A 19,626-nucleotide genomic window follows, 5' to 3' on the forward strand; every position below is an offset into this window, starting at 1 on the left:
CCGGCGACAGCAGCTCGCTCGTCCGTTGCTGCGGTGGATGCGGAAATGAGCCTGCCCGGCTTCGCGCTGCTGTTTTCCACCTCCCTGCTGCCTGGCGTCACACGGCTGGACGCACGGCCCGCAGGTTTCGCCCCGCTGCCCGAACCTGGCGCGTCGCAGCTGGCGCAATGGCGTGATGCCGCGCAGGCGCATGTGCTCGGCCCGGCGTTTCTCCAGGCAGCGCGGCTGAGTCGGACCGATCTCGGTCGAATCGCGTTACCGCAAGCCGCGCCGGAGGCGCCGCGCCATGCCGACATCGCCCTGCTCACCCATGTCGCTGGGGTGGCCGTGTGGGAGGTCTGGCTTCCCGCACCGAGCCAGCCTTTCGACGCACAGCGCTGGACCGACTGGCTCGACCCGGACGCACACGACAGCCCGGCTGCGCTGGTCTGGCGCCAACTCGCGCCGCTAAACCAGGCCATCTCCGGCCGCGCCGACTTTAGCGCCTACCTGCCGCTGTCGGTGATCCGCCTGCCTGGCGCCGTACTCGACGGTTGGCTGACGGAGCATGCCGAACAGGTGGTCGCCCTGCTGTGGCGTGATCGACTGAGTCGCGCCCTCAAGCCCGAGGTGGTGGAAGGCGAACTCGCGCGCGATACTTGCGCCCGCGTTGGCGGCATCACCCTGATCGGACGCCGCAGCGCGCTCGATCTGCACGACAGCCGCGACGACAGCGTCGCGCAGGCGCAGGCACTGGACCTGCCCCCCAGGAGCACGCTGCCCTTTCTCATCACCCTGGAGCTGCTGTGCATCGAGCGCGCCGTTCTGCAAGGTCTGTACGACCGCTTGACCCACGCGGGGCCGCACTCCATCGACGATTTGCTCGCGTTGAAAAAGGAGGTGATGGATGGTCTGGAGGAGTTCTACGGCGCCACGCTGGCGAGTACGCGCTTCAATGACATCGTCGCCGAGCAGGGTGAGGCTGTGCTGGGCATTGCCGATCTGTTCGATGCCGTGACCGATCGGCTTGACATGGTGAGCTTCACCCTCACCACCGAATACCAGCAACGGATGACCGCGCTGCAATTCTGGCTCACCGTGGTGTTCGGCGCCACCGAGATCGGCTTTATCGCCACGAGCATCGCCACGTGGTACTACCGCAGCGGGCTGGGAGTGGTGCTGGCATGGACCGTGGGCGCGGCCGTGGTGTCGGGCGGGGTGCTCGTCGCCCTGCTGCGGCGCAGATTGAGGGATTGATATGGCATCCGATAAACCCCGAACGGTCGCCGGGCAAGATCGGGCCGTTCCGATGCCAGCGGGTCTGAGCACCGCCGAAGCCGCGGCGCGTCTGACGCGCGACGGGCCGAACCTGCTGCCCGGCGCCACGCCCAAGTCTGCCTGGGCCATTGTGCTCGGCGTGCTGCGCGAGCCGATGTTCCTCATGCTGCTGGCCGCGGGCGGCATCTACCTGCTCTTGGGCGATAAGGGCGAGGCGTTGTTCTTGCTCGGCTTTGTATTCGTGGTGATCGGCATCACGCTGGCACAGGAGCGCAAGACGCAACGCGCGCTCGAATCCCTGCGCGATCTCTCCGCGCCGCGTGCACTGGCGATCCGCGACGGCCGCGAACAACGCATTGCCGGGCGCGATGTGGTGGTGGGCGACCTGCTGGTGCTGCATGAAGGCGACCGCATTCCCGCCGATGCGCAGTTGGTGAGCGGTCAGGTCGATGTGGACGAATCGCTGCTCACCGGCGAGGCCGTGCCGGTGAGCAAACTGCCCGACCCGGTCATGCATCCCGCCGCCGCGACGGATAAAGATCATCCTGCGGCTCTGTTCGCCAGCACCGTGGTCACCAAGGGTGTGGGTCAGGCGGTGGTGGTGGCCACCGGCGCGCGCACGGCGGTGGGCGGCATCGGCGCGGCACTGGCGAACACGGCCGAGGTCGACTCCGGCCTGCAGCGCGCCTCGGCCAAGCTGATCCGCAATCTCACCCTGATTGCGCTCGCACTCGCCCTGTCGCTGGTGTTGTTGAACTGGCTGTGGGACGGGCGCACGCTGCTGGAAAGCCTGCTGTCGGGTATCGCGCTGGCGATGGCCATTCTGCCCGAGGAAATCCCGGTCATCCTCACCGTGTTCCTCGCGCTGGGGGCGTGGCGGCTATCCAAAAGCAAGGTGCTCACCCGTCGCGTGCCGGCGGTCGAGGCGCTGGGCGCGATCACCGTGTTGGCGGTGGACAAGACCGGCACGCTGACGCAGAACCGCATGCAGGTGGCCCAATTCGTCGCCGGCGAGGAGCGCTTTGACGCTGACAGCGCCGAGCTGCCCGAGACCTTCCACACCCTGGTCGAGTTCGCCCTACTCGCCACGCCGCTCGACCCCTTCGACCCCATGGAGAAGGCCATACAGGCCTTCGGTCATGCGCGGCTGACCGGCACCGAGCATGTGCACGACGACCGCAGCCCTACTCGTCAATACGATCTCGCCACCGACATTCTGGCCATGACCCGGGTATTCGCCACCGCCCGGCCCGAGGTGTACGCGCTGGCCACCAAGGGAGCGCCCGAAGCGGTGGCCGACCTTTGCCACCTGCCCGCGCCCGAACGTGCGGCTATTGCGCGCGAGGTCGAGGCCATGGCCGCTCGCGGCCTGCGCGTGCTGGGCGTGGCGCGCGGTACCTGGCAGGCGCCGACGGAAGGCGCGCCCTGGCCCGCCAGTCAGCATGACTTCGACTTCGAGTTTCTCGGCCTGGTCGGCCTGATCGACCCGCCCCGCCCCGAGGTGCCTGCGGCCATCGCCGAATGCCGCGCCGCCGGGGTGCGCATTGTGATGATGACCGGCGACCATCCCGCCACTGCGCGCGCCATCGCCGCGCAGGTGGGGCTCTCGGAGCGCGCCGAGGTTGTTACCGGCCCGGAAATCGTCGGTATGGACGAGGCCACGCTGCGCGAGCGGCTGCGCGGCGCCGATGTCTGCGCCCGCCTCGCCCCCGAGCACAAACTGCGGCTGGTGCGCGCGCTGCAGGCCGATGGCCAGGTGGTGGCTATGACCGGCGACGGCGTCAACGATGCCCCGGCGCTGAAGGCCGCCGACGTCGGCATCGCCATGGGCGAGCGCGGTACCGATGTGGCGCGCGAGGCCGCCGCGCTGGTGCTGCTCGACGACAGTTTTGCCAGCATCGTGCAGGCCATTCGGGGCGGTCGGCGGATTTTCGACAACATCACCAAGGCCACGCGCTTTGTGTTCGCGGTGCACATGCCCATCATCGCGCTGGCATTGCTACCCGCGCTGCTGCACTGGCCGGTGCTGCTGCTGCCGGTGCACATCGTGCTGCTGGAGCTGCTGATCGACCCGTCCTGCTCCATCGTGTTCGAGGCGGAACCGGCCGCGGCCGATGTGATGCAGCGTCCACCGCGTCCGTTGACGGCCAGCCCCTTCACCCTGAACAACATCGGCTTCGCCCTCCTACAGGGGCTGGGAATTGCCGCCGTGCTGCTGGCCGGGCATGCGCTGCTACAACATTACACCGACTGGCCTGAGGCCGATCTGCGCCTAGCGGTGTTCACCGCGCTGGTGCTGGCGCTGTTCCTGCTGATTCTGGCTAATCGCGATCTGCGCCATGCGGCGGCATTCAACCTGCGGGCAGAAAATCCGTGGCTGGCACGGATGTTCGCGGCGGTGACGGCCATGCTCGCCGCCGTCCTGCTGATTCCGGGATTGCGGGACGTGATGGGCTTTGCCAGCGTGAGCCTGCCGCCGATGATCGCCGCACTCGGCTTGCTGCTGCTGTGCGGGCTGTGGCTGCAGGGCTTGCGTTTGGCTTGGGGACGGCGTCTGGTTTGACCCACGGATGAGCGCAAGCTGACCGGGATCAAGGTTTTCTCGATCAGGGTGCATCCTTTCACCCCGTGCATCGTCTTCTCTGCACAAGACAAACCAAAACCCCTGGAGGTTTCCATGCTCACCTATGACGTGACGCTCGACCGGCTCGATGCGCACGGCGCGCAGGCGCGTTGCAAAGACGCGTGCATCGCGATCGATTCGGCGCTCGACGGCCGCTTGGACGCGTTCAATCCCGCCGAGTTGCTGCTCGCCGCGGTGGGCGCGTGCATGCTCAAGAACATCGAGCGCGTTGCGCCCATTCTTAAATTCCAATACCGCGGGGTACACATCGCCGTGCACGGCGAGCGGCAGGACGCACCGCCGAAAATGGCGCGAATCACTTACCGCATCGTCGTCGATACCGACGAGGACGACCACCGCCTCGCCTTGTTGCACCGAAATGTTCAGCAGTTCGGCACGGTGTACAACACGGTCGCGGGAGGTACATCTCTCGAAGGCCGCATCGAACGCGGCAGTCTGCCCCCGCCCCAGCCCTGTGCCGATCCATCATGAAGCGAAATTTTCCGCACCAGCCCACGCGGCTGCGCGCTCTTGCCGCGCTCGTTTTCCTTTCTGCGGCCCAGGCATCACTGGCGCAGCCTCCTGCGACGCAGGCGTCAAGCCCTGCCGTTGCGCTAACGGGCGCCGCCGCTGCCGCAGCCTCGGCGCCCGCGGCCGATCTGGCTGCGGTGTTGCAGACCATCGCCGCACGCTCCCCCGACGTGCTCGCGGCCCAGTCCGCCAAAGCGCAGGCCGATGCGCAGGTACGGCAGGCGCGCGCGGCCTGGTTCGGCAAGGTTGATGCCTACGCCACGAGCCAGCACTACAACGACCCGCGGCTGACTCGCGCGATCACCCTGCCGCCCAATGTGGCGGCTTACCCCTTTTCGGCAGACCAGTTCGGTTATGGCTTGAACGCGCAGTTGCCCATCGATCTCAGCGGTCAGATTGCCGCCGAGGTCGATGCCGCGCGCGCCCGTGCCGCCGGTGCGCAGTGGAGCGCCGCCGATATGCGGCTGCGCGCGCTGTTGCAAGGCGCCACGCTCTACCGCAATCTGCAGGCGCTGGCCGGGCAGCGGCAGGCGCTGGACAGGCAGTTGCAGTCGCTCAAAACGAGTGAGCGCGTAGCCGAGGCGGGGCTCAAGGTGGGCAATATCGCCCGCGTCGATCTGCTGCGGGTGCAGGCGGCGGTGGCTGCGGTGCAGGCACAGATCGCCGGGGCGGATGGCCAGGAACGCAAGGTGCGCGCGCAGCTCGCCGCGTTGATGGGCGTGCCCAGCTTCGACGCTGCGGCGCCGGCGCCCGATTCCGGGCCGACGCACTTTCCAGCCAACGGCAATGTGCTGCCCCCGTCGATCCAAACGGCGCAAAGCGCGTTGCAGGCCAGCCAGGACAAAGTGCGCGCGGCGCAGCGCGCCATGCTGCCGCAGTTCGCCGCCACCGGCGGCTGGAACCGTAACGCGGTGCATTGGGACAATCGCCCGGTGGACACTTGGCAGTTCAACCTCGGCGTGACCTTCAATCTCTGGTCGGGCGGGGCGCAGACCGCCGCCGTGGATGCCGCGCAGGCCGCAGCCAACCAGGCGCAGCAACAACTTCAGGCCGCGCAAGACAATCTGCGCGCCGCGCGTGACGGCGCGGTAGCGCTGTGGAACTCGCAGGATCAGTCGTGGCGTGCCGCCGAATCGGGCTTGCGCGCTGCAGCCGAGAGCGCCCGCATCGAGCAAGACCGCTTCAAGCACGGCCTGGGTTCGGCCACCGATCTGATCGCCGCCGAGGCCGCGCTGGCTTCGGCCCGCGCCAGCGTCGCCGGCGCTCTTTCCGGCTGGTGGCAGGCCGATGACGCCCTGCGCTACGCCTATGGCGAGCCGCCCGCCGCTTTGCAAGCCGTTGATTCCACCTCTTCGAGCACCCAGCCATGAACACATCCGTCAAATCCTCCGCCGCCACACCTAAGCGCAAACCCTGGTACTTGCTGCCCATCCCCATCCTGCTGATTGCGGGCGGGTTGTGGCTGCACTTTCACCGCCTGCATCAGGCCGATGCCAGCCCGCCCGCCGCGGCCACACCGTGGGCGGTGCAAACCGGCGCAGTCCAGCACGGCACCGTGGCCGCGAGCATGCAGAGCGTGGCCACCGTCGAAGCGCCCAACACCATCACGCTGGCGCCGCAGATTCAGGGCACTGTGACCTTCATCGGCCCGCGCGCCGGGGTGGCGGTCAAGCGTGGGGAGCTCTTGGTGCGCATCGACGCGCGGCAGATCGCGAGCAATATCGGGGCGCTCTCGCAACAACGCATCGCCGCACGCGCCAACGCCGACTATGCCGCCAAACAGCAGGCACGCATCGACGCGGTGCTGGCTGAAGGCGGGGTGAGCCAGGCGCAGGCGGATCAGGCGCGCACTGCCACCGACGCCGCCCGCGCTTCGGTGCAGGCGCTGTCCGATCAGATCACCGCGCTGCAAGTGCAACTCGGTTATGCCGAGCTGCGCGCACCGCAGGACGCGGTGGTGGCGCAGCGGCTGGTCGAGGTGGGCGACACCGCCGCGCCCGGCAAGCCGGTGTATCAACTCACCGCCGGCAAGGGCGCCATCGTGCGCGTGAGCTTGCCGTCCGACCAGCTCACACAGGTGAAGGTGGGCGACACCCTGCGCCTCACTCAAGGCGGGCAGACGCTGGATCTGCCCATTACCCGCATCGCCCCGGCAGTCAACGCCGCAGGGCTCGGCACGGTCGAGGCCGATGCGACCAGCAGCCCCTTCGGCCTGCCCAGCGGCAGCAGCGTGGCGGCAAGCATCGAACTTCGCTCACAAACCGCCGCAACGCTGACCGTGCCGGTGGCCGCGGTGATCGGCAGCGGCGATCAAGCGCATGTGCTGGCGTTCACGCCGGGCGCCCAGGCGGGCGAGCCCGGGCGGCTGCGCATTGTGCCGGTCAAGGTCTTGCAGGAAGGCGCGAACCGCGCCGCAGTCAGCGGGTCGCTCAAGCCCGGTGAGTCGGTGGTGGTCGGCCAGACGGCCGTGCTGGCGCAAATGCGCGACGGCGACGCGGCGGTAACGACGGCGGTGTCCACGGCGGCAGCAGGAGCGGCGCAATGAACTTCATGCAACGCCTGCTCGGCAGGCCGCACGCCATCATTGCCATCGCCCTGCTGGTGGTGGTCGCGGGCATCGCGGCGTACTTCACCATGCCGATGAACCTGTTCCCGGACAGCAACCGGCCGATGATCACCGTGGTCACGCAATGGCCGGGCGCCGAGGCAAGCGATGTGGAACAGGACATTACCCACCCGATCGAAACCCAACTCTCGGCCATCGACGGCGTGCGTCGCGTCACCTCCGTGTCGCGCGACCAGGTCTCAGCGGTGACGGTGGAATTCGAATACGGCAACGACATCAACATCGCAGCGACCAAGGTGCTCACCGAGCTCAAGCGGGTCGAGTCCAGCCTGCCCGCGGGCTCGCGCGCGCCGGTAATCTTCCGCATCACCAACGCGGCGCAGCCGGTGACGGTGCTGGCACTTACCCCGGCACCGCAGTCCAACCTCGGTTTGAGCGAGGTGCGACGCATTGCCGAAAACCAATTACGCGACCGGCTGCTGCGCATTCCCGGCGTGGCCGAGGTCGAGGTGTTCGGCCGGCATGAACGGCAGGCGCAGGTCGATCTCGACCGCAGTGCGCTCGCCTCGCATCACTTGAATGTGGCGCAAGTCGCCGCAGCGCTGGCGGCGAGCAATATCACCGCGCCGCAGGGCTTGGTACACCGGGACGGCTATCGCTTTTTGCTCACGCTCAACAGCCTGGCGCACAACCCGCAGCAACTGGCTGAGGTGCAGGTACCGGTGCCGGGCGGCGGTTTTGTGCGCGTGGGCGATCTGGGCAAGGTGGGCTGGGGCGATGCCGACCCGACCTCGCTCTATCGCGGCAACGGCAAGGAAGCTATCGCGGTCTCCTTGCTGCGCGGCGACAACGGCTATGCCGCGACCACCGCGCGCGCCATCGACGCGGCGCTGCCTGCCGTCCGCGCCGAGTTCCCGATGCTCCACATCGCCCAGGCCGACGGCCAGTTGCGTCTGATCGACCTCACCGTGGAGAACATGCTCGGCGCGCTGCGCGACGCGCTGATCATGACGGTGTTCGTGATCCTGCTGTTCCTCGCCGACACCCGCGCGGCCTTCATCACCGCGCTGTCGCTGCCGTTCACCTATCTGCTCACCTTTCTGGTGATGAAGCTGATCGGCTACGAGTTCGACATGATCACCCTCACCGCCATCATCATCGCGGTAGGGCTGCTGGCGGACGATGCCATCGTGGTGATCGAAAACATCGAACGGCGCATGCGCGAGCACGGCGAATCAGGGTTTGCGGTGGCGGCAAACGGCACGCAGGAAGTGATGCTGGCGGTGCTCTCCGGCACCCTCGCCAACGCCGTGGTGCTGCTGCCCATCGTGTTCATCGGCGGCTTCGTGCAGACCGTGCTGCGGCCGCTGTCGGTGAGCCTGATGGTGGCGCTGGCAGCCTCGTTCATCGTCGCGGTCACCATCATCCCGCTGCTCACGCCCTGGCTGCTCAAGCCCGGCGCGCGCGATCCGCTACGCAAGCCGCTGTCCTACTTCGACCGCTGGGTCATCCAACCGCTCAAGCGCTTTTATGCCGCCACGGTGGGCTGGGCACTGGAACACCCCAAGCGCGTGCTGTTCATCGCCCTGGTGCTCACGGTCGTTTCGCTCAAGCAGTTGCCGGTGGTCGGCCGCGAACTCATGCCGCTGATGGACTCCGGCATTAGCCAGATCAGCTTCGAGGCGCAGCCCGACACGGACGCCGCCCAGATGCAGCACATCGCCAAGCAGGTCGACGCCGCGATTCGCGCCTCGGTCAAACCGGACTGGCTGCTTTCCACTTCCACCGTGGTCGGCGCCGAGCCGCAGGACAAATCCTTCGGTGCAGCGCGCATTTTCTCGCAGGGCATGACCACGGTGAATCTGGTCGACCGCTTCCATCGCGATGAGACCATTTTTCAGATCAACAAGGTCATTCAAGACAAGGTGCGCGCCATTCCCGGCGTGATCGACGCCAACGCCGTGGTCTATGGCGCCACGCCCTTGTCGTCGATTCGCGGCACGGTGGACTTGATGGTCAGCGGCCCCGACTGGCGGGTGCTCGACCAGATCGCCGGCGAGATCGAGCAGCGGCTGGCCAAGGTCGGCGGGCTGACCGGCTTCGAGCGCTCCTGGCAGGGCGATTCCAAACGGCTGCAGCTCGACGTGGACGCGGCCAGGGCGTCGAACTACGGCCTGACGCCCGGCGCCATCGCCCAGCAGGTCGCCGCGCAGGTCAACGGCATCCCCGGCGGCAGCCTGCGGGTCGAAGGCGAAAACAGCATTCCGGTGTGGGTACGGCTGCGGGCGGACGAACGCTCCAGTCCGGCGGCGATTGCGGCGCTCAACCTCACCACGCCGAATGGTGCCATCGTGCCGCTGGCGCAGGTGGCCACGGTCAAGACCGTTTATGCGCCCACGTCTTATACCCACCAGAACCTGGTGCGCACAGTGGATGTGATCGGTTACCGTCGCAACATCGCGGTGACCGCACTCGACCAGCATGTGACCGAAGCGCTCAAGGGCCTGCAACTGCCGCGCGGCTACACGATCTCGGACGAAGGTGAAATGAAGGAAATGAACGAATCCTTCACCCGGCTGGGGCAGTCGCTGGCTTTCGGCATCGTTCTGCTGGCCGTGGTGCTGGTGATTGCGTTCCGCTCGTTTATCACGCCGATCGCCATTCTGGTCACCCTGCCGCTGTCGGTGATCGGCGCGGCCTGGGCCATGCTCATTGCCGACAAGCACGGCTGTATGCCCTCCTTCATGGGGCTCATTCTGCTCATGGGCATCATCGTCAAGAACGGCATCCTGCTGGTTGACTTCGCGCAGGAGGCGCTGGGCCGGGGTGTGCCGCTCAAGCAGGCCATTTTGCAGGCGGTCGATCTGCGCACCCGCCCGATTCTGATGACCGCCGCTGCCGCCGCCGTGGGCATGGTCCCTGTGGCCTTCGAATGGGCGGTGGGGCTGGAACGGCTGTCGCCGCTGGCCGTGGTGGCCATCGGCGGACTGATCGTCGGCACCTTCCTCACCCTGCTGATCGTGCCAGTGCTGCTGTTCCTGCTGCTCAAGCGGCGCTATCCCGAAAACAACACCACACCGGCCGTCCCGAACGCCTGATGACCTGACCTATTCCATCGATGGGGCGATCGCCCCATCAACCCAGCAGAGGCACACCTTGAAACGCAAATCCATAAAAACATCTCTTGTCGCCGCCAGTCTGCTTGCCTGCGCATCGATTGCTCACGCTGCCGATCTTTCCCTGCTTTGGGGTGCGGACAAGGGCTATCACAACAGCACACTTGCACTGGAGTCCGCGCCGCTGTGGAGCCACGCATTGGCCAACAGCCGCCTGGATCTCACGGCCGAGGCGTCGCTGGGTTATGCGCAGGGGCCGTCGGGCACGCCGGGGGCGTCGCTGTGGCATGTGGGGCTCACGCCCTTTTTGCACTGGTGGTTCACCCCGAATACGGCGATGGAGTTCGGCATCGGCGCCAACGTGTTTTCCGGCACCTATATCGGCAGCAAGCGCATTTCCACCGCCTACCAGTTCGGTGACTCGCTGGGCGTGATGCACCGCTTTGCTCAGAGCCCCTGGCTGCTGGGTTTGCGCTTCACGCACTATTCCAACGCCGACATCAAGCGCCCCAACCCCGGTCAGGATTACTTCCAGCTGCGACTGGGCTACACGTTCTGACAGATCCGTGCCAGATGTTCAATCCTCTCGATGAACCCGCACAAGCGCCGATAGACCCGAACAAACGCGACTTGCTGTTACGCCTGTCGGCCTTGATTTCGCTTTCTTGCGCGCCCGCCTTGACGAACGCGCAGGCCACTGACTCACCCCGATCCGAGGAGCCTACTGCCATGCCCCTGTCCCAATCCTTTGCCGCCTACCTTCGCCGCTTCGATTACGCCGAGCGCCAGGCGATGAAAATCGGCGTGGCCGAAGCCCTCGACCTGTACGCCACGGGCAAGGCGCAACTCGTCGATATCCGCTTCGCCGAGGAATATGCCGCCTGGCATCTCGGCTTCGGCCTGCACATTCCGCTCGACGCGCTGCCTGATCGCCTGCACGAACTCGACCGCAGCAAGCTCATCATCACCCTCTGCCCGCATTACGACCGGGCCGAGATCGCGCGCCTGTTCCTCACGCTGGAGGGTTTTCAGTCGCGTTATCTCAATGAGGGCATGCTCGGACTGGTCGATGCCCTGCGCGGCGACAAGGCGCGCGATCTGATGCGCCGACTGTCTGGGCAGTCATGAAGCGCCGCGCCCGCGCCTTCATCCCCCCGATTTTCGCCACGCGAGCATTGCCATGAGTGCCCTCATCCTGCATGACGCCTTGTACTTCGCGCTGACGCTGGTGCTGTCCACCCTGTTTGCCATGGGCGGCGTGGGGGCTGCGGTCGCTTTGGTGCCCACCTTCGGCATGCTGGGCATGGCGCTCGATCTGGCCAAGGCCATCGGGCTGTTCGTCAATTCGGTCTCGACCATGTCCGCCTCGGTGATGAACGCGGCCCGCGGCGTACTCGACATCCGCTTTGCGCTGCCTCTGGCCGTCTCGATGATGATTGCCACTCCGCTCGGAGCCTGGATGAGCCGAGACGTGCCGCAACACGTCATCGAGTGGGTGCTGGCCGGGTTCATGATCGTCAGCGCCGCTTTGCTGTTGTTTTTCAAGCGCCAGCCCAAGGCGGCGTACGACCGGGTCTGGGTGCTGATCGCGCTCGGCGTCGGCGTGGGCTGGGTGTCCGGGCTGATCGGCGTGGGCGGGGGTTCGCCCATTCTCGCAGTGTTGGTGCTGCTGGGGTTTGACGCCAAAAAGGCCGCCTACGCGGTGAGTTTTTCCATTCCCTTTGCGACACTGGGCGGGTTTTTCACCTATCTGAGTTTTGCCAATATGGACTGGTCGCTGCTCGCTGTGGTGAGCGTGGCTGCCGCCTTGGGCGGGGTGATCGGCGGGCGCATCATGACTTACCGCCTGTCGTCCAGCGGGGTGAAAAAACTCATCGCCGGTTTGTTGCTGATTCTTGCGGCCAAAATGATTTGGAACCTCTTGCGATGACCTCCTTGCAACCGCTCAAAAAACTAGCCCGCCATGCCGCGGACTCCCGGTTGCAGCTCATCCCGGTGTTGCCTTTCGTCATTCCGTTGATGCTCGCCCCGCTGTTGCTGGCGTGGGGGTGGAAAGAGCAATATCCCGCGCATTTCGCCACCCATCGTGAAGACATTCTGTTTGGATTTTTGATCTACATCGTGATCGTGCGGTTTTTCCTGCTTGATCTGATGTTGTTCTATGTCTCGCGCAAACGGCGCTCGATGCATCTGGATCTGCTCAACATCGTCTTTCTCTATCTTGAGATCACGGCGGTCACGCTGCTTTATTTCGCGCTGTTGTACGAACTGTTCGGCGTGTTCGATCTGTTCCGCTACAACGGCGCGGAAGAAGTGCAACACATGCTGCTCATGCAGCCGCACAGCCTGCGCGTGGCGCTCTACATCTCGATGGAGCTGTTCACCACCCTGGGCTTGGGCGACTGGATTCCGCGCACCCTCAACGCCATGCTCGCAGCCGGAATCGAGTCGCTGCTCGGTTTCGTCCAGGGCGGGGTGTTTTTCGCCGTGCTGATCTACGCCCATCAGGATCGCGGGGCGTCGGCGAAGTGAGGTCTGTGCAGCAGATCGACCTTGATCGGATCGGTGTTTGGAGCATTGTTCGTTGCGGTTCGTGCGGCCATCGGCGCCGGGCCCAAGGTCATTCCCATTCAGCCTGGTATTGCATACTGAACCGCCTGTCCACAGACCATGCCGCAAAGCGAATTGGCCAAGGTATTGTGCAAATGGTAAAGAACATAGTCGCCGCTGCGTTCGCACCGCACGATGTTGGCGCGAAGACGCAAGTGGCCTGACACATAGGCCTGGGAGCACTGGAAAGCACGGACCAGATCGCGCACGGTGTGATCGGCCTGGCTGAGCGCACAGACGATGCGCAGCCGCGTGGGACACGACAGTGCCGCAAAAAGATCGGCCGCGCCCTGAAAGACGACCAGGACAGGATCGGTTTCATGCTCCACGTCTTCTCTGGCCGCGGCGGCCGGAAAAAGTCGGGGTTCGATGGCGGATTTGAGAAGCGGGCTCGTGCTCATAACAATTTGACGAAATCTGCAGCAGTCGGCCGCACCCGGCTGGCCTTGGCCTTGAGCACCGTGCCGATGACAATGAAACAAACGGCCTTTTCATGGGGCGACAGGCCGAACAGTGTTGGCCATCAACTGCGCGGCGATTCACGAAGGACTGCTCGAATCCGAACTATTCGGCCATGAGGCGGGCGCGTTCACCGGCGCCAATAAACGGCATCATGGCGTCTTTGAGCGGGCCAATGGCGGCGTGTTGTTTCTCGACGAAATCGGCGACATGTCCATGCCGGTACAGGCCAAGTTGCTGCGCGTACTGCAGGACGGACAGGTTTGTCGCCTGGGCAGCGAAAAGGATCTGCATGTCTCGGTACGCCTGATTTGCGCCACGCACAAGCGGCTGGACAAGATGGCCGAGACAGACGCCTTTCGCCGGGATCTGCTGTTTCGCATCAGCGGAGTGCCGATCCACTTGCCGCCGCTGCGCGAGCGCGCGGACGATATCGCCTGGCTGGCGCACCGCCGGGTCCAGACACTCAACGCCAAGACCGGGCAATCCAAACGGCTCGACCCACGTTTCGTCTCCTGTGCCAAGCTGCAACCCTGGGAGGGCAATGTCCGCGAACTGTTTTCCGCGCTCGATCGCGCCTACCATTTTGCCAGCGATTGCTGGGTGCGCTGGGAGCGGTTCGGCATGCCGTGCTCGAACCCAGGATCTTCCACATTTGCCGATCGCGCTCACAATGTAGCGACGCCCCTGGGCGACTATCTAGCCCGAGCCGAGCGCGAATATCTGACGCAAGTGATGAGTGAGCGAGAAGGCAAGATGGCTGAGACGGCTGAAGTTTTGGGAATCAGCCGAAAGACCCTCTGGGAAAAACTCAGGCGCCACAAAATCGCCACCTGATCGCCTGATGTTGGCGCCAATCGGCATCGGTTCTGCTACACCACTGCGGTCTGAGGTCGCGGCTACCGTCATGGGAAGGAACGATCAGCTCTGTTAATGCGTGATGCCTGAACCACGTCATGCGCAGTTCCTGCAAACCGCCCGTGCAATCAGGCTGACCTGCATCTGTCCCCCATGTCATGCCACTGTGAACTGTCCCATCATGCCATTGTCCTCATGCTCCAGGATGTGGCAGTGGTACATGAAGGGATGGTCTTTGCCAGCGGGCTGATCGAATCGGGCAACCAGGCGGACCGTTTGGTTGCGCCGCACGAGAACGACGTCTTTCCAGCCTCGCTCATACTCCGGCGGAGCCACGCCATCGCGCGAGAGAATCTGAAACGACGTGCCATGGACATGGAAGGTATGCGCCATATGGCCCTCGTTCCTCACTTGCCAGACCTCGGTGCTGCCCAGGCGCACGCGCTGATTGATCACCGCCATCTCCATGAACTGGTGGTTGATAGAAAACAGCTTTTCCATGCCCACGCCCATACTCATGCCACCAGGGCCGGTGTTTGCGCCCATGTCCTGATCCCCCGACATGCCCCCCATCGCGCCCATTGCCCCGCCTCCCATGGCGCCCTGCATCCCTTGCATTCCCTGCAAGCTGAACAGTCGCTGGGGCGCGTCGATGCGTAGCGACGGGATGGCCACCAGATGATCAGGAAGCCGCCCCGATTTTCCGGCAGGGGCGCCAACCCGAAGCTGCAGCAGATCGAACCCCTGGCGATCAAATCGATCAGCGTCCATGGGCATGCTGCTCAGCCCTGGAACAACGGAGCCCGAGTCACTGCGCAACACCAGAGTGCTTCCTTGGAGTTTGCGCAAATCCACCAGGATCTCCGCACGCTCCGCCGCAGCGAGAAGCAAACTGCGCCTCTCCACAGGGCGAGCCAGAAGTCCGGCATCGCTGGCCACCACATAAAAACTCTGGCCGCTGGCGAAAGCAAAGTTATAGAGGCGCGCATTCGATCCGTTGACCAGACGCAGCCGCACCCATTGCGCAGGAACGTTGACATAGGGCTGTTCACAACCGTTCACCAAAAACCGGTCGCCCTTCATGCCCATGCGGTCCATCATGCTGTTCATATAGCGCAGCGTGCCATCAGCCCCAAAGCGCCGATCTTGCACGATCACGGGAAAGTCATCCACGCCCCAGGTATGCGGCAACCCGAGGGCGCGGTCCACGCCATCATCGACCAGCAGCAGCCCTGCCATACCGGCGTAGACGTGAGGACCTGTCAGCCCATCCGGGTGGGGGTGATACCAAAGCGTGGCACCCGGTTGATCCAGGGTGTAGGCGTAATCCATGGAGTGCCCCGGCGCGATGAGGCTTTGCGGGCCGCCATCCATCGTGCCGGGCACATGGGCGCCGTGCCAATGGGTGGTTGTTGGCTGGTTCAGCGCATTGCGAACCTGGATCCGCACCCGTTTGCCGCACGGGATGCGCAGCGTCGGGCCCAGATAAGCCCCGTTATAGCCCCAGGTAGGGGTCTGCACACCCGCGAGCAAGGTGCTGGTTCCGGGGGCGATCCGCAATGCATACGCCAGACTACCATCCGCCTGAGCCTGTCCGCCGAGTTGCCCAGGGATGGGCATGGGGCGGGTGAACACGCCAGTCCGCACTGTCGCGCCGCGCGCGGTGTTTGCACCCATGCCGGCCATGCCGCCCTGGCCCATGCCCGGCATCGACCCCATCATCATGCCGCCCATGCCCTGAGCATGCGTGCGACCCGCCAACCAGAGGGCGCTGCCCGCCACTGCACCAACAATGATCTGGCGTCGGCTGAGTTTGCCGTCCTTCCAATCGGCGGGCTTGTGGTGACCCGCCAAACCCGGCATGCTGTTCGATTTCGTCGACGTCATGACTTGATCTCCTGTTTCATGCGCTGATAGTCCTCGCGACTGATTTCACCGTTCGCATAGCGCCGGTCAAGCGCCTCACGCGCCGACTCTTGCCTGGAATGCCGGTCCCCGCAATGCGACACGCCGTGTCCTCCTCTGAAAATCATCCAGAGAATCAGACCCAGCACAAGGACTGGAATGATCCACATCCCGAACCAAGGGCCTGCGCCCCAACCCCAATACCCCATCATGATGCGTACTCCTTTGTGTTTGGCGCCGACTGCATGCCGCGGTGCATTGCACGCGCAATCGGCGAGTTGTATCCGTGCGATCGCGCGCGCGCGTCCGGCCCCGGTTTACTGCGCGCCCGCAGGCGCTCCGCGACGGGTTCCGCGCATCGCGCCAAAATGCTGATTCAGTATGGCTTGCTGCGCCGGGCTCAGTTCGGCATAGAGCGTTTTCATCGCAGCGGTCATGGTCTCCATGCCTGCCACGCGCGCTTGCATCAACTGCGTGCGTTGCTCCATGCGTTCCGGAGCATTGCCCTTTGCCTCAAACAGGGTGGTCCGCATGGACTGCATCGCATCGGCCTGTTTCTTGGCTTGTGCCGTAAAGGCGTCCCAAGCAGGCTCTTGCTGCGGCGTGATCTGCAATTGCGCCTTCATCGCGCCAAGACGATGTTCCATCCTGGCAGCAGGATCACCGCGCCCCATCATGCCCGCAGCCATGCCGCGGCCGCCCATCATGCCCATGCCCGGCCCGGCCCCCTGCATGCAGCCGTATTGCTGCGGTTGGGCAGGGGATTGTGCGTAGGCTGTGCCGATTGCGGCGAGTGAGAGGACGGCAGCAAGACCCAGTGTTCTATGGTTGCATTTCATGATTGATCTCCGATCAAAATGCGTAGACGGTTGGCGGGACGTTCCCGCAGCGACATCTGATTGACCGCCATCGCAATGGGAGCCATTTCAACGCTGACGTGTAAGCAGACCATGTCAAAAAGCGGCTGTTTTGTATCGCATGTTCTGCGAACCCGTGGCTGACATGCTGCGTTACATTGTTTTTGACGAGGCTCGCCGCAGACCCTTGAAAATCACGGCATGGACATACCTGACCACATCCTGATCGTTGACGACGATGGCGAGATCCGCAATCTGCTGAGCGCCTATTTGCAAAAGAACGGGCTGCGCGTCACCGCGGTGGGCGACGGCAAGGCCATGGAACGCGCCCTCGTCGCCGCACGCATCGACTTGATCGTGCTCGATCTGATGCTCCCGGGCGACGACGGTCTGACGCTCTGTCGCCAGCTCCGTGCCAAATCCGACATCCCCGTGTTGATGCTCACCGCCCGCAGCGACGAGACCGATCGTGTCGTCGGGCTGGAGATGGGCGCCGACGACTATCTGACCAAGCCCTTCAGCGCGCGCGAGTTGCTCGCCCGCATCAAGGTCATCTTGCGACGCGCTCGCAGCCTGCCCGTCAATTTGCAGCCCGAAGATTTGCGCGAGGCCCATTTTGCAGGCTGGACGCTCAACACCCTGCATCGCCATCTGATTTCTCCCGCAGGCGTGGTCGTGACGCTGAGTGGCGCGGAATACCGCTTGTTGCGTATTTTTCTGAGCCATCCCAACCGGGTTCTCAACCGCGATCAGTTGGTGGATCTCACGCAAGGCCGGGAGGCCGACCCGCTCGATCGCAGTATTGATGTCCAGGTCAGTCGCTTGCGTCAACGTCTTGGAGACGATCCGCGCGACCCGGTGCTGATCAAGACGGTGCGGGGCTTGGGCTATGTGTTGTCAGTGCCCGTTGAAGGAAAGCCGTGAAACGGCTGCTGCCGGCGTCGCTGTTCGGCCGCATGATGCTCGTCCTCTCGAGCGGGTTGATTTTGGCGCAACTTCTGAGCGCCTCAATTAACTTCGCCGAGCGTGATCGTGCGGTGCTGCGCAACAGCGGCATGCAGTCTGCGCAACGCATTGCTGACGTGGTCAAACTTCTGGATTCGATGCCGCATCAGGAGCGGCTCCGTATCGCAAAAGTCTTGAGCGTGCCGCCCCAGGTCGTGGACTTGGAGCCCTCACCCATCAAGACAACGGCTGCCGCAATGCGCAGCGCACAAACCATGATGTTTTCACAGGCGCTTCATTCCGCACTCGGGGATGAAAGACCGCTGATCGTCTCGGCCAGTGCAAACCCTTCTGAGGCCAATAGATTCCCCGACATGCACCGGCGACCCCTACCTGGCATGGCCTCGATGGCGGCCTATATGTCGGGTATGACACAGGCATCCCGGTCTTCCATGCAGGCCTTCATGGCGGAAAAACTCGGCTTCCTGATCCAGGTGCAACTGCACGATGGAAGCTGGGTGGCCTTTACAACCCAGCTTCACCAAGGCGCCCAGGCGCCCCCCTGGCATTTGCTGCTGACCTTGCTCGTACTCTTGGCGTCAGTGTTGTTCCTCTCCTTTGTTGCCGTGCGGTGGATGACGCGGCCGCTGGCGGTCCTGGCCTCGGCCGCTGAATCACTTGGTGAAGACATCCATCGTCCTCCACTGCCGGAAGCTGGACCTGCCGAGGTACGGCGCGCTGCACACGCGTTCAACACCATGCAGGCTCAACTGATTCGATTTATTACGGATCGGACGCGCATTTTTTCGGCCATGTCGCACGATCTGAAAACGCCGATCACCCGCATGCGTTTGCGCGCAGAACTGCTGGATGATGACGATGTGCGCGCGCGGTTCGAGAAGGATCTGCTGGAGATGGAGCAGATGGTGAAGTACACGCTGGATTTCATGCGCGGTCTCGACCAGCCACAACATATTCAGCCCATTGACATCATGTCCTTGCTTGAAAGTCTGCAGGCCGACGCAGAAGAGATGGGGCGTGAAGTGCAGATTCAAGGGCGTACCAACAAGCCCTTCGTTGGGGATCCAGCTCGAATAAAGCGTTGCTTAGCGAATCTGCTCGACAATGCCGTTTTATATGGCGAACGGGCCCTCATCGTCGTCGACGATAGCGCTACCTCCCTGACACTGCGCATTCAGGATCAGGGCCCCGGCATTCCGGAGGAAGAACTGGAAAAGGTGTTTGAGCCGTTCTTTCGGCTCGAAGCGTCGCGCAGCCGTCAAACCGGCGGCACCGGCCTTGGCCTCGGTATCGCACGCGACATCGCGCGTGCGGCGGGGGGACGGTTGACGTTGCAGAATCGCCGCGATGGCGGAATGGAGGCGATCTTGGAACTTCCACATAGTCCGGCATAAGTCGTCGGCCCAGCAAAATTCAAAATCCGTTTTCCCTTCGTTTTTTGGCGCCGATCAAAAGCCGGATATTCCGGGGTGTTGGGCTCGCCATGTGATTGGGTCTGCTGCTGCTCCGGGGCAGATCGTCGCGGCAGATCCCCACCTATGCCACTGCCTCGCATCCTGAGTTTGGCTGACAATTCAAGCAAACCCTGCGTTCCATGCATTTCCATCAGGGTCAATCGACGTGCTGATCCCTCAACGCAACTTGATCTGGACCGATTGCCCCACTCTGGCGCCAACCCCTTCCCCTCTTGCGACGCTGCCGACCGACCTTGGGCAGGACTTGGCCGCGCGAGTGGCGACTCATAGGGACTCGTCGTGACCGCCGCCCCTGCTGCAGGCCCTGCGGATCCTGAACGTCGCGGACGCCTCCGCGCCGGATTGCTGGCAGGCGGTTCCTGCGAGTCCATTCTCCTGACCTGTTGCTTTCTTCGGCGGATCG

At 64.2% G+C, this 19,626-nt stretch carries 17 protein-coding genes; 13 read left to right on the plus strand and 4 right to left on the minus strand.

Going from position 1 to position 19,626, the window contains the following annotated elements; translation table 11 throughout:
- The first annotated feature begins 45 nt into the window (after window positions 1-45).
- The 10 genes from B3H47_RS14840 (at window position 46) to B3H47_RS14885 (ending at window position 12,625) form a co-directional block, all read left to right on the plus strand.
- Window positions 46-1,236 (plus strand): hypothetical protein, encoded by a 1,191-nt coding sequence (locus B3H47_RS14840; RefSeq protein ID WP_232054224.1) that lies wholly within the window; start codon window positions 46-48, stop codon window positions 1,234-1,236.
- A 1-nt stretch (window position 1,237) separates the two neighbouring features.
- Complete coding sequence (locus B3H47_RS14845; RefSeq protein WP_156053729.1) at window positions 1,238-3,820, plus strand: cation-translocating P-type ATPase; 2,583 nt, start codon at window positions 1,238-1,240, stop codon at window positions 3,818-3,820.
- A 114-nt stretch (window positions 3,821-3,934) separates the two neighbouring features.
- Entirely contained in the window at window positions 3,935-4,372 is a 438-nt protein-coding gene (locus tag B3H47_RS14850) for an OsmC family protein (RefSeq protein WP_064971655.1), read from the plus strand.
- Window positions 4,369-5,781, plus strand: a complete 1,413-nt coding sequence (locus tag B3H47_RS14855) for a TolC family protein (RefSeq protein ID WP_156053730.1) — start codon at window positions 4,369-4,371, stop codon at window positions 5,779-5,781. The genes B3H47_RS14850 and B3H47_RS14855 overlap by 4 nt, the downstream gene beginning before the upstream one ends.
- Window positions 5,778-6,956 (plus strand): efflux RND transporter periplasmic adaptor subunit, encoded by a 1,179-nt coding sequence (locus B3H47_RS14860; protein ID WP_156053731.1) that lies wholly within the window; start codon window positions 5,778-5,780, stop codon window positions 6,954-6,956. The genes B3H47_RS14855 and B3H47_RS14860 overlap by 4 nt, the downstream gene beginning before the upstream one ends.
- A complete protein-coding gene (locus tag B3H47_RS14865; protein ID WP_286987822.1) occupies window positions 6,953-10,075 on the plus strand; it encodes an efflux RND transporter permease subunit in 3,123 nt (1,040 codons plus the stop codon). Before B3H47_RS14860 ends, B3H47_RS14865 begins: the two co-directional genes overlap by 4 nt.
- Before the next feature lie 58 nt (window positions 10,076-10,133).
- A complete protein-coding gene (locus B3H47_RS14870) occupies window positions 10,134-10,652 on the plus strand; it encodes an acyloxyacyl hydrolase (protein WP_286987823.1) in 519 nt (172 codons plus the stop codon).
- A 170-nt stretch (window positions 10,653-10,822) separates the two neighbouring features.
- A complete protein-coding gene (locus B3H47_RS14875) occupies window positions 10,823-11,221 on the plus strand; it encodes a rhodanese-like domain-containing protein (protein ID WP_013124464.1) in 399 nt (132 codons plus the stop codon).
- Between the two features lie 52 nt (window positions 11,222-11,273).
- Window positions 11,274-12,023, plus strand: coding sequence for a sulfite exporter TauE/SafE family protein (locus B3H47_RS14880; RefSeq protein WP_013124465.1), 750 nt, complete (start codon window positions 11,274-11,276; stop codon window positions 12,021-12,023).
- Window positions 12,020-12,625, plus strand: a complete 606-nt coding sequence (locus B3H47_RS14885; protein ID WP_286987825.1) for a hypothetical protein — start codon at window positions 12,020-12,022, stop codon at window positions 12,623-12,625. The genes B3H47_RS14880 and B3H47_RS14885 overlap by 4 nt, the downstream gene beginning before the upstream one ends.
- A gap of 98 nt (window positions 12,626-12,723) precedes the next feature.
- Here B3H47_RS14885 and B3H47_RS14890 read toward each other — a convergent pair whose 3' ends face one another.
- Window positions 12,724-13,104: an ArsR/SmtB family transcription factor gene (locus B3H47_RS14890; protein ID WP_286987827.1), complete on the minus strand. Its 381-nt coding sequence runs from the start codon at window positions 13,102-13,104 to the stop codon at window positions 12,724-12,726.
- A gap of 112 nt (window positions 13,105-13,216) precedes the next feature.
- Between B3H47_RS14890 and B3H47_RS14895 the strand changes: the two genes are divergently transcribed.
- Window positions 13,217-13,999, plus strand: a complete 783-nt coding sequence (locus B3H47_RS14895) for a sigma 54-interacting transcriptional regulator (RefSeq protein WP_286987829.1) — start codon at window positions 13,217-13,219, stop codon at window positions 13,997-13,999.
- A 177-nt stretch (window positions 14,000-14,176) separates the two neighbouring features.
- Here B3H47_RS14895 and B3H47_RS14900 read toward each other — a convergent pair whose 3' ends face one another.
- The 3 genes from B3H47_RS14900 to B3H47_RS14910 form a co-directional block, all read right to left on the minus strand.
- Window positions 14,177-15,907, minus strand: a complete 1,731-nt coding sequence (locus B3H47_RS14900; protein WP_286987830.1) for a multicopper oxidase family protein — start codon at window positions 15,905-15,907, stop codon at window positions 14,177-14,179.
- Window positions 15,904-16,137, minus strand: a complete 234-nt coding sequence (locus B3H47_RS14905; protein ID WP_013104784.1) for an SHOCT domain-containing protein — start codon at window positions 16,135-16,137, stop codon at window positions 15,904-15,906. Before B3H47_RS14905 ends, B3H47_RS14900 begins: the two co-directional genes overlap by 4 nt.
- Window positions 16,138-16,242: 105 nt before the next feature.
- Window positions 16,243-16,764 carry a Spy/CpxP family protein refolding chaperone gene (locus tag B3H47_RS14910; RefSeq protein ID WP_286987833.1) on the minus strand — a complete coding sequence of 174 codons (522 nt, stop codon included), beginning with the start codon at window positions 16,762-16,764 and terminating at the stop codon, window positions 16,243-16,245.
- Between the two features lie 219 nt (window positions 16,765-16,983).
- Between B3H47_RS14910 and B3H47_RS14915 the strand changes: the two genes are divergently transcribed.
- Together B3H47_RS14915 and B3H47_RS14920 are read left to right on the plus strand one after the other, a co-directional pair.
- Window positions 16,984-17,706 (plus strand): response regulator, encoded by a 723-nt coding sequence (locus B3H47_RS14915; RefSeq protein ID WP_286987835.1) that lies wholly within the window; start codon window positions 16,984-16,986, stop codon window positions 17,704-17,706.
- Window positions 17,703-19,142 carry an ATP-binding protein gene (locus tag B3H47_RS14920; RefSeq protein ID WP_286987836.1) on the plus strand — a complete coding sequence of 480 codons (1,440 nt, stop codon included), beginning with the start codon at window positions 17,703-17,705 and terminating at the stop codon, window positions 19,140-19,142. The genes B3H47_RS14915 and B3H47_RS14920 overlap by 4 nt, the downstream gene beginning before the upstream one ends.
- The last annotated feature ends 484 nt before the right edge of the window (window positions 19,143-19,626 follow it).

The organism is Thiomonas sp. UBA7699 (assembly GCF_002482605.1).
Classification (GTDB): domain Bacteria; phylum Pseudomonadota; class Gammaproteobacteria; order Burkholderiales; family Burkholderiaceae_C; genus Thiomonas; species Thiomonas arsenitoxydans.